Consider the following 15,533-nt stretch of genomic DNA (forward strand, 5'->3'; position numbering starts at 1 on the left):
CCTAACTTTTCTATTCGCTGGACCGGATAGAGGAGAGGCCGAGTTGCTCGAGGACACACAGACGCGGGTGCGCCGGCCGGGCTGGTATCTGCTCGGACCCGCATTCGTCGCCGCCATCGCCTACGTCGATCCCGGCAATGTGGCGGCCAATGTCAGCGCGGGCGCCCAGTTCGGCTTCCTGCTGGTGTGGGTCATCCTGGTGGCCAACGTGATGGCCGGGCTGGTGCAGTACCTGTCGGCGAAACTCGGACTTGTCACCGGCCGCTCGCTACCGGAAGCGGTCGCCGACAACACCCGCACCCCCACCCGGATCGCCTATTGGTTGCAGGCCGAGACAGTCGCGATGGCCACCGACCTGGCCGAGGTCGTCGGGGGCGCCATCGCGCTGCACCTGCTGTTCGACCTGCCGCTGTTGGTCGGCGGCATCATCACCGGGATCGTGTCCATGCTGCTGCTCGCGGTGCAGAATCGCAGCGGCCAACAGGTGTTCGAACGGGTGATCACCGGGCTGCTGCTGATCATCGCGATCGGCTTCCTCACCAGTCTGTTCGTCGAACCGCCCTCGGCCGGGGACGTCGCCGAGGGCCTGATTCCGCGGTTCGAGGGCCCGGAAAGCGTGCTGCTGGCCGCCGCCATGCTCGGCGCGACGGTCATGCCACACGCGGTGTACCTGCACTCGGGATTGGCGCGGGACCGGCACGGCCACCCCGAGGCCGGCGCGCCGCGACGGCGCCTGCTGCGGATCACCCGCGTCGACGTGGGCATCGCCATGCTGGTGGCCGGCGCGGTGAATCTGGCCATGCTGCTCGTCGCGGCGACCAATTTGCAGGGCATGACCGATACCGACTCGATCGAGGGTGCGCACGCCGCCGTGCGCGACACGCTGGGTCCGGTGGTGGCGCTGTTCTTCGCGATCGGCTTGCTGGCCTCGGGGCTGGCGTCGACGTCGGTCGGTGCGTACGCCGGGGCGATGATCATGTCCGGCCTGCTGCACCGCACCTACCCGCTGCTGCTGCGTCGGCTGGTCACCCTCATCCCGGCACTGGCGATCCTGGCCATCGGGGTGGACCCCAGCCGCGCGCTGGTCATCTCGCAGGTGGTGCTGTCATTCGGCATCCCGTTCGCGCTGATACCCCTGGTCCGGCTGACCAGCAACCGGTCGCTCATGGGTGCCGACGTGAATCACCGGGTCACCACTGCGCTGGGTTGGCTGGTGGCGGGCATCATCAGCGTGCTCAACGTCGTGTTGATCTACCTGACGGTGCGGGGCTGAATGACGTTGCCGCACATCTATTTCGCGTACGGATCCAACCTGTGCGTGGACCAGATGGCGCGCCGCTGCCCCGACGCCACCGACCCACGGCCCGCGACGCTCGCCGATCACGACTGGCTGATCAACGAGCGCGGGGTGGCGACGGTGGAGCCGTTGCCCGGCGCCGTGGTGCACGGCGTGCTGTGGCAGGTCAGCGGCCACGACCTCAAGGCCCTGGACAGCGCCGAGGGTGTGCCGGTGCGGTACCGGCGCGACCGGCTGGTGGTGCACACCGCCGACGGCACGCACGACGCCTGGGTGTACATCGATCCCCGCGTCGAAGCCGGAGCGCCGCGGCCCGGCTATCTGGAGCGGGTGATCGGCGGCGCGCGCCAGCACCGGCTGCCGCAGCGCTGGATCGATTTCCTGCATCGGTGGGATCCCGCGCGCTGGCCCAGCACCGAGCGCACGGCGGATTCTGCTGGACCACAGACGCTTTCGGAGCTTCTCGCCGACCCCGAGGTCCGCGAGACCAGCACCCTGCGGTCCCGGTTCGGGTTCCTGGCCATCCATGGCGGCGGCCTGGAACAAATGACCGACGTCATCGCCGAGCGGGCCGCCGCCGCGGCCGGGGCCTCGGTCTACGTGGTGCACCATCCACCCCGCTACCCGCACCACCTGGCCTCGGCTCGTTACCGTCGCGACGAATCCGCCACGCTGGCAGCCTTTCTCGACCACGTCGACGTGACGGTCGCGCTACACGGTTACGGGCGTATCGGCCGCAGCACCCACCTGCTCGTCGGGGGCCGCAACCGCCGCCTCGGCGACCACCTGTCCGGGCATATCGCGCTGCCCGGCTACCACGTGGTCACCGACCTCGATGCCATTCCGCGCGAGTTGCGCGGACTGCACCCCGACAACCCGGTGAACGTGCCGCGCGACGGGGGCGTGCAACTGGAACTGCCTCCACGGGTGCGCGGCATCAGTCCGCGCAGTGGGCTCCCCGGTGACGACGGCTTGTGCGCGGCCACCGCCGCGCTGGTACGAGGCCTGGCGACGGCGGCGCGGTCGTGGCCTTGACGAAGAAGGGTGCATAGAGCCGCTGCGCTGCAACGTTCGCCGATGACGCGAATTCCCGAGTGTCGCCACGCATGCGGTCGACGACGCCACCCGCGTCGGCGTGCGGCAGGCCCTGGTCGTGCAGCCACTGCACCAGATTGCCTGGGCCGTCATCAGTCTGGTGTTGGATCTCCAGGATCAGCTCCGCGCACGACACAGTCATGGTTCGCCAACCGGCAACTCGGTGAAGTGCACTGCGCCGCCACGTATCCGATTGACCTCGGTCCGGAAGACATCGGGCCTGGCGTAATGGCCGGTGACATCGAAGTTCAGCCGCTCCTGCATCACCCTGGCCAGGTCGAGGTCGGCGACCAGCACCCCTTCCACCCCGACGACCGGCGGTATCAACCATCTTCCGTCCGGGCCCGCCACCGCGCTGCCGCCGTCGAACACAATCTGCTCGGATGTCTCACGCAGCCGCGCCGCCAGCGGGAAGTCTTCTGGAATGGAGTCCGCGGTGATCAGGCCCGAGGCGGCCACGCTGAACACCCTGCCCTCGGCGGCCACGAAGCGGGTGATGTCGGCGGTCAGCGTGCTCGACCCCGGCCACGAGCCGATGTGCACCGTCTCACCCTGCGCGTACATCGCGTTGCGCGCCTGCGGCATCCAATTCTCCCAGCAGTTCAGGCTGCCCACCACCGCAGGCCCGAATCGGTGCGTCCGTAGGCCCGCGCCGTCGCCCTGTGCCCAGATCAACCGCTCGTCATACGTGGGGATCAGCTTGCGGTGGTGCCCCACCAACCCCAGGACGGGATCGATGGTCAGCAATGTGCACCAGACGCTGCCGGAACCGAGATCGCGTCCGCGTTCCGAGACACCCACAACAAGGCCGACGCCGAGATCGGCGGCCATGATCTCCAGCTCGCGGTGTTCGGGCCCACCGACCTCGATCGCGGAGTCCAGATAGTAGGCATAGCAGTCTTTTTGGTCAGCGTGGTCGAAGAGCGCACCACCGGTGCGCGGCGGCCAGAACGGATATCCGGACAAGTACGTCTCCGGGTATGCGATCACGGTGGCGCCGGCGGCGGACGCCACCCCCGCCGCCTCGGCGATCCTGGCCAGCCTGTCCGCAGACTTCAGCCAGGGGCCTCCGAGTTGCGCCGCGGCGACGGTGACCGTGTGTGGACCTGGCCGTGATTCCCGGTGTTCGGCGATGACTTTCAGTGTTGCTTCGAACGCCATCTCAGAAGACTTCGAAGTATTCGCGCTGTTCCCAGTCGGTCACGGCGGCGTTGAACCGGGCGACCTCGTTTCTCTTCACCGTGCTCAGGTAGTTCACGAAAACGTCGCCGAGCTCACGCCGCATCAACTCGCTGCTCTCGAAACAGCCCAAGGCCTCGTCCAGGGTGGCCGGTACCAATGGCACATCGGCCAGATAGGCCTCGTCGGCCGACGGGCCGGGGTCGAGTTTGCGTGCGATGCCGTCCCGACCACTGATCAACTGCGACGCCAGGTACAGGTACGGGTTGGCGGCCGGCTCGCCGATGCGGTTCTCCAGATGCGTCGAGCCGTCACCGCGCGCACCGGAGACCCGAATCATGGCACCCCGGTTCTCCTCGGCCCACGCAATCCGATCCGGGGCAAAAGAATTGGCGATGTAGCGCTTGTAGCCGTTGATCGTGGGCGTGGTCAGCACCGAACTCGCCCTGGCATGTTCGAGCAGTCCGGCCATGAAATGCAACGCCACGTCGGAAAGCAGTGCGCCGTTCTCGCCGGGGAAGACGTTGGAGGCGTGAGCGGTGCCGAGGGACTGGTGCAGATGCCAGCCGCTGGAGACGATGTTGGGGAACGCGGGCCGCGACATGAACGTGGCGTGGTAGCCGTGCCTGCGACAGATCTGCTTGATCGCACTGCGGATCAGGAGCACGTTGTCGGCAGTGGCCGTCCCGGGCAGCGGATCGAAGGTCATCTCGACCTGACCCGGCCCCCACTCGTCTTCGACGGTGGCCAGCGGCATCCCCAGCGCGACGATGTTGTCCCGCAGGATGCTGAGAATGCCGTCGGCTTCGTCGCCGCGGTTCTCGGTGAGGTACTGGTACCCGTGCGACAGCGCGGTCACGCTCGGTGGGGCCGGCGGCCAGCCGGAGTCGGCGAACGTGAGTTTCGGGTCGACCAGGCGGGTGATGTAGAACTCGAGTTCGGCGCCGGTGGTGTAGGTGTATCCGTCGTCGGCCAGAGCGGCGAGTTGTCGCTGGAGCACTCCGCGGGTGTCGAACGGCACCCGCTCGCCGTTGCGGTAATACAGCTCGGCGAGAACCCATCCGGTGCCGTCGACCCATGGCAGGACCCGGAACGTGGTCGGGTCCGGAACGAGCACGCCGTCGGGAAGTCCGGTGAGCCGCTCGTCGCCGAAACCGCGGGCCGCGAACGGCGGCACCGCCGGATTGTTGGTGGTGTCGAAGATCAGGGTCGCGGTCTGGAAGTCCTTGCCCTCGGTCATCGCGGAGACGAAGTGGCCGACCTCCAGGGTCTTGCCTCGCAGGATCCCGTGCTGGTCCCCCCAGCTGATGCGCACCTGGCGCAGTTCGAGCTCCGACAGCTGGGCGATCAGCCGGTCGGCCGCCTCCTGCTGCTCCGGTGACCACAGGTTGTGTGTGGCAATGAACGACGAGCCCATCGCTGACCCTTTCGTCAGACCAAAGATCAGGTGATCTGATCACCTGATCTTTTGTAGCAGCAGTCCGCCATCGCCGCGACCCGAACCGGGTCAGCCGCGGTTGATCAGGTGATCCGTGGTGCCGACGAGGTGCGTGAGCATCTTCTCGGCCGCCTCCGCCGGTGCACGACGACGAATCGCGGCCAGGATCTCGTGATGATCGGCCAGGGACCGGCACGGCTGCCCCGGCCGGGTCAGCGAGGTCTCCGAGGTCCGGTCGAGGGGTTTCCGCAACCCCTTGAGCAGCTTGATCAGCACCGGATTGTGCGAGGCCGCGGCGACGCCGAGGTGGAAACGCCGGTCGCCGTCCAGCCCGGGCTCGCCGGCGTCGATCTCGGTCTGCATCTGCTCGAGCGCGTCGGCGAGTTCGGCCAGGTCGGCCTCGTCGGCGCGCACCGCCGCCAGCCTCGCACACTGGGTTTCCAGTGCCTGCCGCGTCTCCCAGATGTAGGGATGGTCGACATGCGTCTCGACGAGTTCGGTGGCCAGCGAGGATATGACGTCCTCCGGCCGCTGCTGGAGATAGATCCCGTCGCCGTGCCGTACCTCGACGATCCCCTGGGCGCGCAGTGCGTTGATCGCCTCCCGCACCGAAGACCGGCCCACCTGGAGCTGTGCAGCAAGGTCCTTGACGTTGGACAGCTTGTCGCCCGGCTGCATGTCGCTGGTGTCGATGAATTCCCGGAGCCGCTCGCTGACCTGCTCATAGAGGGGCCGACGGTCCACATGACGCATCTGCATGCCGGCCATCCTGCTCCTCATCCGCTGATCAGATCTTCTGAACCCCAGTCTCGCAGATCGCGGGCGCCGAGCCACGTCCGGCGCCAAACAATGTGCTGCGCAGCCCGTTTCCATCAGCTAGACGGCCTAATATCTCCTCATGGCTCCAGACTTCCGTTTCGGCTTCGGCATGCGCAACGCGACCTCGGCCGGCTTCGTCCGCGAAGCCGCCCAACTCGCCGAAAAGCTCGGTTACGACGTGCTCTTGGTCCCCGACCACCTGGGCGCGCCGGCACCGTTCCCGGTCCTGGCGACCGCGGCGGCCGCCACCGATGCGCTGCGGCTGGGCACGTTCGTCCTCAATGCCTGCTTCTACAAGCCGGCCCTGCTGGCGCGCGACGTCGCCGCGCTGCACGAGCTGTCCGGCGGCCGGTTCGAGGTGGGGCTGGGCGCCGGTTATGTGAAGGAGGAGTTCGACGCCGCCGAGCTGCCCTTCCCGAGTGCCGGCAAACGAATCGACTACCTGGAACATGTGACGGCATATCTGGCCGAACACGTGCCGGGCGCACCGATCGTGATCGCCGGTGGTGGCGACCGGCTGCTCACCGTCGCCGCCAAGTGGGCGGCCACCATCGGGGTCACCGGTGAGCTGGCCGACCGCGTCGAGTTCCTCCGCGGCGTCGCCGGCGATCGCTTCGCCGACCTCGAACTCAACGTCGCCATCACCGCGGTCCCCACCGATGGTTCCGGGATCCCGGACCTGAAGATGACGCGGCGGTTCGCCCCCGGCCACAGTGATGAGCAGCTGCTGCAGTTGCCGGGAGTGCTGTCGGGGACGGTCGGCGACCAGGCCGATAAGCTACGCCGGTTACGCGACGAGTTCGGCGTCACCTACTTCGCGGTGCAGGCCGGCCACGCCGAGGCTTTCGGCAAGGTCATCGCCGCGCTCAAATAGCCGTCACAGACCGTCGGCCAGGTGGTAATACACCGAGTTCCACCGTAATTCGCGCTCGAACTCGTGGGTGACGGTGTCGATGTCGATGGTCACCAGTTCGGTGCCGACGATGGTCGCCAGGTCGCGGATGGCCGACACCGGGACCGCGGTGGTCAGCACGGTGTGGTGCGGCCCGCCCGCCATCAACCAGGTCTCGGTCGAGGTGGACCACGACGGCAACGGTTCCCACACCGCGCACGCCACCGGCAGGCTCGGCAACGGGGCCGGCGGCTCGATCACCCGTACCTCGTTGGCCACCAACCGAAATCGATTACCGACATCGCAGATGCCCAGTACCACGGCGTCACCGGGTGCCGCGGTGAAGCGCATGCGCACCGGGTCCTCGCGGCCACCGATGCTCAGCGGATGCGCTTCCACCGTCGGGGTCTGCGCGGCGATGCTGGGGCACACCTCCAGCATGTGTGCGCCGAGGATGGTCTCGGCGCCAGGCGTCAGGTCGTAGGTGTAGTCCTCCATGAACGACGTGCCGCCCGGCAGGCCGGTACCCATCGTCTTGACCGCACGTACCATGGCGGCGGTCTTCCAATCCCCTTCGGCCCCGAAGCCGTAGCCGTCGGCCATCAACCGCTGTACGGCGATGCCCGGCAATTGACGCAGCCCGCCGAGATCCTCGAAATTCGTGGTGAAGGCGCTGAATCCGCCCTCTTCGAGGAACTGCCGCAAGCCGATCTCGATACGGGCGGCTTCCCGCAGCGTGTCATGGCGTTCCTGCCCGGACCGCAGCTCCTCGGCCACCACATACCGGTCCTGGTATTCCTGCACCAACTTGTCGATGTCTGCGTCCGCTGCGGCATTGACCGAGGCCACCAGCTCGTTGACCGAATAAGAGTTCACCGACACGCCGAATCGGGATTCGGCTTCCACCTTGTCGCCCTCGGTCACCGCGACATCGCGCATGTTGTCTCCGAACCGGGCCAGCCGCAGTCCGCGCAGGTCGGCGGCGGCCAGCGCGGCGCGGGCCCACGATCCGATGCGTGCGGTGGTGTCGGGGTTGCCGACATGGCCGGCAACGGTGGTGCGCGGCACCGACAGCCGGGTCTGGATGTAGCCGAACTCACGATCCCCGTGTGCCGCCTGGTTGAGGTTCATGAAGTCCATGTCGATGGTGTCCCAAGGGATCTCGACACCGAACTGGGTATGGAAATGCAGCAGCGGTTGGCGCAGCGCGTTGAGTCCCCGGATCCACATCTTGGCCGGGGAGAAGGTGTGCATCCAGGCGATGATGCCGACACAGCGCTCGCTGGTACCCGCCTCGCTGAGCAGGCGGTAGATGGCGTCGCTGGTGGTGACGACGGGCTTCCACACCACCGGCACGGGCAGGTCGGGACTGGCGTCCAGGCGGTCGGCAATCACCCGGGATTGTTCGGCGACCTGGTCCAGGATGTCCTGGCCGTACAGCGACTGGCTGCCGGTGAGGAACCAGATCTCTTTGTTCTCGGGCTTTTCGGTGGCGTTGGACATCAAGCTTCTTTCTGGCCGTAGATGTTCTGGTAGCGCTCGTAGAGGGAGGTGACGGCGTCGGCGGGCAGCTCCGTGGGACTGCCGAGCTGCCTGCTGATGAAGGCGGTGCGGGCCACGTCCTCGAGCATGACCGCAGCCTTGACCGCCGACCGGGCGTCGGGGCCGATGGTGAACGGGCCGTGGTTGCGCATGAGAACCGCCGCAGAACGGCTGCCGCGTAGCGTCTCCACGATGCCGCGCCCGATCGAATCGTCACCGATCGGCGCGAATGGGCCCACCGGCACCTCACCGCCGAACTCGTCGGCGATCATCGTCAGGATGCACGGAATGGGCTCACCGCATGCCGCCCACGCGGTGGCGTAGGTGGAATGGGTGTGCACCACCCCGCCGACCTCCGGCATGTGCCGGTACACATAGGCATGCGCGGCGGTATCCGATGACGGTGCGAGCTCGCCGTCGACGAGTTCGCCGTTGAGGTCGCAGACCACCATCTGTTCCGGCGTCATCGAATCGTAGGAAACCCCAGAGGGTTTGATGACCATCAGGTCCCGGTCCGGCACGCGTGCGGAGACGTTGCCCGCAGTCCAGATCACCAGCTGGTAGCGGGTGAGCTCGGCATGCAGATCGCACACCTGCCGCCGAAGATCGGTGATCGTCTGGGACACTTCCGAAGTCACGGTCACTGGGCGGTCCTCACCATGTCGGGTTGGGTTGCGGCGGCGCGGATGGCCCGCAGCCTGCGCATCATCTGGTTGCCGCGGCCGAACCAGTCGTGCAGCGTGACGTACTCCGCGTACAGGGCGTTGTAGCGCTCGACATTCTCCGGGACCGGCAGGAATGCGCTCCTGGTGCGCCCGCCCATGGTCGCCGATGCGGTCGGCACGTCGGGGTAGGCGCTGGCGGCGGTCGCGGCGTGGATGGCGGCTCCCAGCGCCGGTGCCTGGGTGGAGGTCACACAGGACAGCGGTAGACCGGTGACATCGGCGTAGATCTGCATCAGCAGCCGGTTCTTGATCAGCCCGCCGGCGACCACCAGTTCGTCGACCGGAACCCCTGCGTTGTTGAAGGTTTCGACGATCATCCGGGTGCCGTAGGCGGTGGCCTCCAGCAGCGCGCGGTACTGGTCGACGCAGGTGGTGTCCAGGGTCTGCCCGACGATCACACCGGAGAGGTGATGGTCGACCAGCACCGAGCGGTTACCGCTGTGCCAGTCCAGCGCGACCAAGCCGTGCTGACCGATCGCCTGTCGGGCCGCCAGATCCGACAGGTGCTCGTGCACCGACACACCGCGTTGGGCCGCCTCGTGCGCGTACTGTTCGGGCACACAGTTCTTGATGAACCAGGCGAAGATGTCCCCCACCCCGGACTGACCGGCCTCATAACCCCACAGCCCGACGGTGATACCGCCCTCGACCACGCCGCACATCCCCGGGACGTCCTGGGGATGCCTGCCGTTCATCACATGACAGGTCGAGGTGCCCATGATGGCGACCAGCCGGCCTGGTTCGGCGGCATCGGCCGCCGCGACGGTGACGTGCGCGTCGATGTTGCCCACGGCCACCGCGATTCCCGCCGGCAGCCCCGTCCAGGCCGCGGCCTGCGCGGTCAATGTGCCCGCCGCGGTGCCGAGCTCGGCGATCGGTTGCTCCACCTTGTCGGTGACGAAATCGGCGAAGCCCGGATTGAGTGCGGCCAGGAACTCTTTCGAGGGATACGCCCCGTCCTGCCGGATGGCCTTGTAGCCGGCGGTACTGACGTTGCGCACATAGCGGCCGGTGAGCTGCCAGACGATCCAGTCCGCACCCTCCACCCAGCAGTCGATGGCGGCGTAGGTCTGCGGGTCCTCCTCCAGGATCTGCAGCCCCTTGGCGAACTCCCACTCGCTGGAGATGAATCCGCCGTAGCGGGGCAACCATGATTCACCGCGAACCGCGGCCAGCGTGTTGATCCGGTCGGCCTGCGGTTGGGCGGCGTGATGCCGCCACAACTTCGCGTAAGCGTGTGGGCGGTCGGCGAATTCGGGAAGCTCGCACAGCGGTGTGCCGTCGGCGCGGGCCGCCACCATGGTGCAGGCGGTGAAATCCGTGCCCACCCCGATGACATCGGCCGGATCGATCCCGGCGACGGCCACCGCCTCGGGCACCGCGAACCGCAGCACGTCGACATAGTCCTCGGGCACCTGCAGGGCATAGTCCGGTGGCAGCCGGACACCACTGTCACCGGGTAGCGCCTCGGTGAGCACACCGTGCCGGTAGACGTGCTCGGCCGACGCCATCTCGTGGCCGTCGGCAATCCGGACCACCAGGGCCCGCCCGGACAGCGTGCCGAAGTCGATGCCGACCACGTACTTGTCGACGCTCATCGGCGCGCCTCGTCCTGCGTCCCGCCCATACGGTCCATCACAACCACCCTCCGACACCCGTGCACACCTGTGCGCTGCATCACAATGCTCGATGTTAACGTGAACATCGATGGCGGGTCAACGGGTGACCAAGTCGACCGAGGTCGACCCTCTCGTTCCCGCTCACCGAAATTGTGTGCGGATATCCAGCCGCTACGCGCTTCCTCGGACGCCCGATCGAGGGTTGACCACATCCAAGGTGATCGTTAACATCCACAACTGTGACGCGGGCCACTTTCTCTCAGGCCGAGTCACATCGACCACGTGTGTCCGGCTGCGCGGTACCGTCCGGCACCCCGGGAACGAACAGGAGTCCGGCGTGAAGAAGACCGTCCTGACAAGAGCACTGACCACCGTCATCGGCATCGCCGCGGTCGCGGCCACGGTAGCGGCCTGCGGTAGCGGAAAGGCCCCAGGCGGCGGCAACAGCAGTCCAGCCGGTGGCGGCGGCGCGATCACCCTGGGCTTCGCCCAGGTGGGCGCCGAAAGCGGCTGGCGCACCGCCAACACCGAATCCATCAAGAGCGCCGCCAAGGCCGCCGGCATCGACCTGAAGTTCGCCGACGCCAACGGTGAACAGGAGAAGCAGATCACCGCGATCCGCTCGTTCATCCAGCAGGGGGTCAATGTCATCGCCTTCAGCCCCGTCGTGCGTACCGGTTGGGACGCCGTGCTGTTGGAGGCCAAGAATGCGAACATCCCGGTGATCCTGACCGACCGGGCGATCGATACCCAGGAGAAGGACGTCTACAAGACCTTCATCGGCGCGGATTTCGTCGAAGAGGGTCGGCGGGCCGGACGCTGGGTCGCCGATCAGTACGCCAACACACCCCGGCCGGTCAACATCGTCCAACTGGAGGGCACCACCGGTGCCGACCCGGCGATCGACCGCAATACCGGTTTCAAGGACGGCATTTCGGCCAATCCGAACCTGCACGTCGTGGCATCGCAGACCGGCGACTTCACCCGCTCCGGCGGTAAGCAGGTGATGGAGGCGCTGCTGAAATCCACCCCGCAGATCGATGTGGTCTTCGCGCAGAACGACGATATGGGCCTGGGCGCGATGGAGGCCATCGAAGCCGCGGGCAAGGTGCCGGGCAAGGACATCAAGATCGTCGCGATCGACGCCACCCATGACGGTATGCAGGCATTGGCCGACGGCAAGTTCAACTACATCGTCGAATGCAACCCATTGCTCGGCCCCCAGCTGATGGATCTGGTGAAGAAGGTGGCCGCCGGCGAGCAGGTCCCGCCGCGGATCGTGACTCCCGACGAGGCCTTCGATCAGCAGCAGGCGATCAAAGCCCTGCCCGAGCGTCAGTACTGAGCGACGACTCATGGACCAGCGTGGCGCCGTGGTGCAGATGCGGGATATCGGTATCGAGTTCCCTGGCGTGAAAGCGCTTGATGGCGTGGACTTTCGGTTGCTTCCCGGCGAGGTGCATGCCCTGATGGGCGAGAACGGGGCCGGCAAGTCCACGCTCATCAAGGCGCTCACCGGGGTGTACCAGATCGACTCCGGGCAGATCCTGCTCGACGGTGTCCCCCGGTCGTTCGGCAGCCCACGACAGTCCCAGGAAGCCGGGATCAGCACCGTCTACCAGGAGGTGAATCTCTGCCCGAATCTGTCGGTCGGCGAGAACATCCTGCTGGGACGTGAACCCCGGCGCTGGGGTCGCATCGACTACCGGGCGCTGCACCGCCGGGCCGCCGAGCTGCTCACCGAACTGGAACTGGCCATCGATCCCCGATCGCGGTTGGGTGCCCACCCGATCGCCGTCCAGCAGTTGGTCGCGATCACCCGGGCCACCGCGGCCAAGGCCCGGGTGCTCATCCTCGACGAACCGACCTCCAGCCTGGACACCGGTGAGGTCGCCGAATTGTTCGGCGTCATCAGGCGGTTACGCGACGCCGGCACCGCGATCCTGTTCGTCTCGCATTTCCTCGATCAGATCTACGCGATCGCCGACCGGATCACCGTGTTACGCAACGGCAAACTCGTCGGCGAATACCCGACCGCCGAGCTACCCCGGGTGCAGCTGGTCACCGCCATGCTGGGCCGCGCGGCGGATGTCCTCGACGAGGTGGCCGACAACGCGGCCCGCGCCACGGTCGACGTCAACACCACACCGGTGGTGTCGATCGACCGGTTCGGACGCCCGCCGGCCGTGGCACCGGTCACCCTGGACATCCACCGCGGCGAGATCATCGGCCTGGCCGGCCTGCTGGGGTCCGGACGCACCGAACTGGCCCGGCTGATCTTCGGTGCCGACCGGGCCACCACCGGGGCGCTGGCGGTGAACGGCGGCAAGGTGGCCATCCGCACCCCGCGCGCGGCCATCGGCCGCCGCTTCGCCTTCACCTCCGAGAACCGCAAGGACGAGGGAGTTTTCGGCGACCTCACGGTGCGGGACAATCTGGTGCTGGCCCTGCAGGCCCGGCGCGGCTTCGCCCGTCCCCTGTCGGCCAAGGCCAAGAACGACCTGGTGGACAAGTACATGGAAGCCCTGGACATCCGGCCCCGCCGGCCCGACGCCCTGATGAAGAACCTCAGCGGCGGCAACCAGCAGAAGGTGTTGCTGGCTCGCTGGCTCATCACCGAGCCCGAACTGTTCATCCTGGACGAACCGACCCGCGGCATCGATATCGGGGCGAAAGCCCAGATCCAGCAACTCGTCACAGACCTGGCGGCCGACGGTATGGCGGTGTTGTTCATCTCCGCCGAACTCGACGAGGTGCGGCGGGTATCGCACCGCATCGCGGTGATGCGTGACCGGCACAACGTCGCCCAGGTGGACGCCGACGAGAGCGACAATCTGACCGAACTGATCGCGGCGAGCCCGGCATGATCAAGAAACTCGCTGCCCATCAACTGTTCTGGCCGCTACTGGCACTCGTCGCTCTGCTCGCGGTGAACACCGCGCTCTCCCCCGGGTTCCTGGCCATCCGCATCCAGAACGGCCACCTGTACGGCAGCCTCATCGACATCCTGCGCAACGGCGCCCCGATCCTGCTGGTGGCGTTGGGCATGACACTGGTGATCGCCTCCCGCGGGATCGACCTTTCCGTCGGCGCGGTGGTGGCCATCGCGGGTGCGGTGGCGTGCGCCCACATCGCGGCCTCTGCGACTCCGGACAGCCCGGGCACCGTGCTGTCGGCGATGGCCCTCGCGGTGCTGGTGGCCTGCGTGCTCGGACTCTGGAACGCAACCCTGGTGGCGCTGCTAGGCATTCAGCCGATCATCGCGACACTGGTGCTGATGACGGCCGGCCGCGGGATCGCCCTGTTCGTCACCGAAGGCCAGATCGTCACCGTCACCAGCGCCCCGTTCAAAATGCTCGGCGCCGGTTACCTTTTCGGCCTGCCCGTGGCCATCCTGGTCAGCCTCGCCATCTTCGTCGTGATCGGCCTGCTCACCCGGCGCACCGCGCTGGGCATGCTGCTCGAAGCCGTCGGAATCAACCCGGAAGCCAGCAGACTGGCCGGGGTGCGCAGCCGCACCATCGTTTTCGCGGTGTACGTGTTCTGCGCGCTGTGTGCCGGCATCGCCGGATTGATGATCGCCTCGAACATCTCCGCGGCCGATGCCAACAACGCCGGCCTGTGGATCGAGATGGACGCCATCCTGGCCGTGGTGATCGGCGGCACCTCGTTGCTCGGCGGCCGCTACAGCCTGACCGGAACCTTGATCGGGGCGCTGATCATCCAATCCCTGACCACCACCGTGTACACCCTCGGTATTCGTCCGGAGGTCACCCTGGTGTTCAAATCCCTTGTCGTGGTGGCGGTATGCCTGATGCAGTCCGCTCGGTTCCGGGCACTGTTCACCCGTCGGGGCCGGCGTGCCACACCCGCACCACCGGCGCCGGTCGTCGATCCCGTCGAGACGAAGGTGCACGCATGACAGCCACGTTGGCGGCACCGTCGGCGGGCATCCGGCGGTTGGCCGCCGGCCGATTCACCGGGCCGATCGCCACCCTGGTGTTGTTCGTGGTGCTGTTCGCCGGTGTGCTCAACCGCTTCGACTTCGCCAGTCCCACCCAGGTTTTCCTCAATCTCTTCGTCGACAACGCCTACCTCATCGTGCTGGCCGTCGGGATGACGTTCGTGATCCTCACCGGCGGCATCGATCTGAGTGTCGGATCGGTGGTCGCACTGTCGACGGTGATCCTGGCCAAGACACTGCAACTGGGCTGGCCCACGCCGGTGGCGATGGTCACCGTCATGCTCGTCGGCCCAGCGCTGGGCCTGATCATGGGCGTGATGATCGAACGTTTCGACGTGCAGCCGTTCGTGGCGACACTGGCCGGCATGTTCGCCGCCCGCGGGATGTGTTATGTCATCAGCGTCGACTCGCTGCCCATCAAGGACCCCGCGGTCCGCACCCTGGGCCTGCACTACCTGTACCTCTACGACGACAAGTTCATTCGCTGGCCGGTCGTCATCGCACTGGCCGTGCTGGCGGTGGCGCTCTACGTCTTGCACCTGACCCGGTTCGGCCGCACCGTCTACGCCGTCGGCGGCAACAGGCAATCGGCACAACTGATGGGCCTGGACGCCGGACGGACCCGGGTGTCGGTGTACGTCATCAGCGGCTTCTGCGCCTCCCTGGCCGGCATCTTGCTGGCCGTACAGAAGTTGTCCGGCTACAGCCTCAACGGGGTCGGGTTGGAACTCGACACCATCGCCGCCGCGGTGATCGGCGGTGTCGTGCTGGCCGGCGGCGTGGGTTACGTGGCCGGCGCGCTGATCGGGGTGCTGGTGTTGGGCACCATCGAAACCTTCGTCACCGCCGCGAGCCTGGACTCCTACTGGACCAGAATCATGACCGGGGCGTTGTTGCTGGTCTTCGTGCTGGTTCAGCGTGTCCTGGTGAGGCCGACCACATGAGCCGCGGCAATAATAGAGC

At 67.0% G+C, this 15,533-nt stretch carries 13 protein-coding genes; 7 read left to right on the plus strand and 6 right to left on the minus strand.

The annotated features are described in order from the left end of the window. The first annotated feature begins 43 nt into the window (after positions 1–43). On the plus strand, positions 44–1,273 hold the full coding sequence (locus AWB94_RS33565; protein ID WP_062659463.1) for an Nramp family divalent metal transporter: 1,230 nt from the start codon (positions 44–46) through the stop codon (positions 1,271–1,273). After that, the gene (locus AWB94_RS33570; protein ID WP_062659464.1) at positions 1,274–2,332 is read left to right on the plus strand and encodes a poly-gamma-glutamate hydrolase family protein; all 1,059 of its coding nucleotides are present in this window, start codon (positions 1,274–1,276) and stop codon (positions 2,330–2,332) included. It abuts the gene before it with no gap. Between the two features lie 198 nt (positions 2,333–2,530). Here AWB94_RS33570 and AWB94_RS33575 read toward each other — a convergent pair whose 3' ends face one another. The 3 genes from AWB94_RS33575 to AWB94_RS33585 form a co-directional block, all read right to left on the minus strand. After that, positions 2,531–3,553, minus strand: coding sequence for a carbon-nitrogen hydrolase family protein (locus AWB94_RS33575; protein WP_062659465.1), 1,023 nt, complete (start codon positions 3,551–3,553; stop codon positions 2,531–2,533). A gap of 1 nt (position 3,554) precedes the next feature. After that, on the minus strand, positions 3,555–4,988 hold the full coding sequence (locus tag AWB94_RS33580) for a glutamine synthetase family protein (protein WP_062659466.1): 1,434 nt from the start codon (positions 4,986–4,988) through the stop codon (positions 3,555–3,557). 90 nt (positions 4,989–5,078) lie between these two features. Beyond that, positions 5,079–5,768: a FadR/GntR family transcriptional regulator gene (locus AWB94_RS33585; RefSeq protein ID WP_234811980.1), complete on the minus strand. Its 690-nt coding sequence runs from the start codon at positions 5,766–5,768 to the stop codon at positions 5,079–5,081. 139 nt (positions 5,769–5,907) lie between these two features. Here AWB94_RS33585 and AWB94_RS33590 point away from each other — a divergent pair, with 139 nt between their 5' ends. Then, a complete protein-coding gene (locus AWB94_RS33590; RefSeq protein ID WP_062659468.1) occupies positions 5,908–6,702 on the plus strand; it encodes a TIGR03621 family F420-dependent LLM class oxidoreductase in 795 nt (264 codons plus the stop codon). A gap of 3 nt (positions 6,703–6,705) precedes the next feature. On the opposite strand, the gene araA is transcribed toward AWB94_RS33590, so the two are convergent. Genes araA through araB form a run of 3 tightly spaced genes read right to left on the minus strand, consistent with a single transcriptional unit; the run spans position 6,706 to position 10,585 of the window. Next, a complete protein-coding gene (gene araA, locus AWB94_RS33595) occupies positions 6,706–8,223 on the minus strand; it encodes an L-arabinose isomerase (RefSeq protein ID WP_062659469.1) in 1,518 nt (505 codons plus the stop codon). Continuing rightward, complete coding sequence (locus AWB94_RS33600) at positions 8,223–8,906, minus strand: L-ribulose-5-phosphate 4-epimerase (protein WP_062659470.1); 684 nt, start codon at positions 8,904–8,906, stop codon at positions 8,223–8,225. The genes araA and AWB94_RS33600 overlap by 1 nt, the downstream gene beginning before the upstream one ends. Next, positions 8,903–10,585: a ribulokinase gene (gene araB / locus AWB94_RS33605; RefSeq protein ID WP_062659471.1), complete on the minus strand. Its 1,683-nt coding sequence runs from the start codon at positions 10,583–10,585 to the stop codon at positions 8,903–8,905. The genes AWB94_RS33600 and araB overlap by 4 nt, the downstream gene beginning before the upstream one ends. A gap of 358 nt (positions 10,586–10,943) precedes the next feature. Between araB and AWB94_RS33610 the strand changes: the two genes are divergently transcribed. Genes AWB94_RS33610 through AWB94_RS33625 form a run of 4 tightly spaced genes read left to right on the plus strand, consistent with a single transcriptional unit; the run spans position 10,944 to position 15,514 of the window. Continuing rightward, a complete protein-coding gene (locus AWB94_RS33610; protein ID WP_234811981.1) occupies positions 10,944–11,951 on the plus strand; it encodes an ABC transporter substrate-binding protein in 1,008 nt (335 codons plus the stop codon). A gap of 10 nt (positions 11,952–11,961) precedes the next feature. Next, positions 11,962–13,473, plus strand: coding sequence for a sugar ABC transporter ATP-binding protein (locus AWB94_RS33615; protein WP_062659472.1), 1,512 nt, complete (start codon positions 11,962–11,964; stop codon positions 13,471–13,473). Further along, the gene (locus AWB94_RS33620; protein WP_062659473.1) at positions 13,470–14,528 is read left to right on the plus strand and encodes an ABC transporter permease; all 1,059 of its coding nucleotides are present in this window, start codon (positions 13,470–13,472) and stop codon (positions 14,526–14,528) included. The genes AWB94_RS33615 and AWB94_RS33620 overlap by 4 nt, the downstream gene beginning before the upstream one ends. Further along, positions 14,525–15,514, plus strand: coding sequence for an ABC transporter permease subunit (locus AWB94_RS33625; protein ID WP_062659474.1), 990 nt, complete (start codon positions 14,525–14,527; stop codon positions 15,512–15,514). Before AWB94_RS33620 ends, AWB94_RS33625 begins: the two co-directional genes overlap by 4 nt. The last annotated feature ends 19 nt before the right edge of the window (positions 15,515–15,533 follow it).

Source organism: Mycolicibacterium canariasense (genome assembly GCF_002101555.1).
GTDB classification, from domain to species: Bacteria; Actinomycetota; Actinomycetes; order Mycobacteriales; family Mycobacteriaceae; genus Mycobacterium; species Mycobacterium canariasense.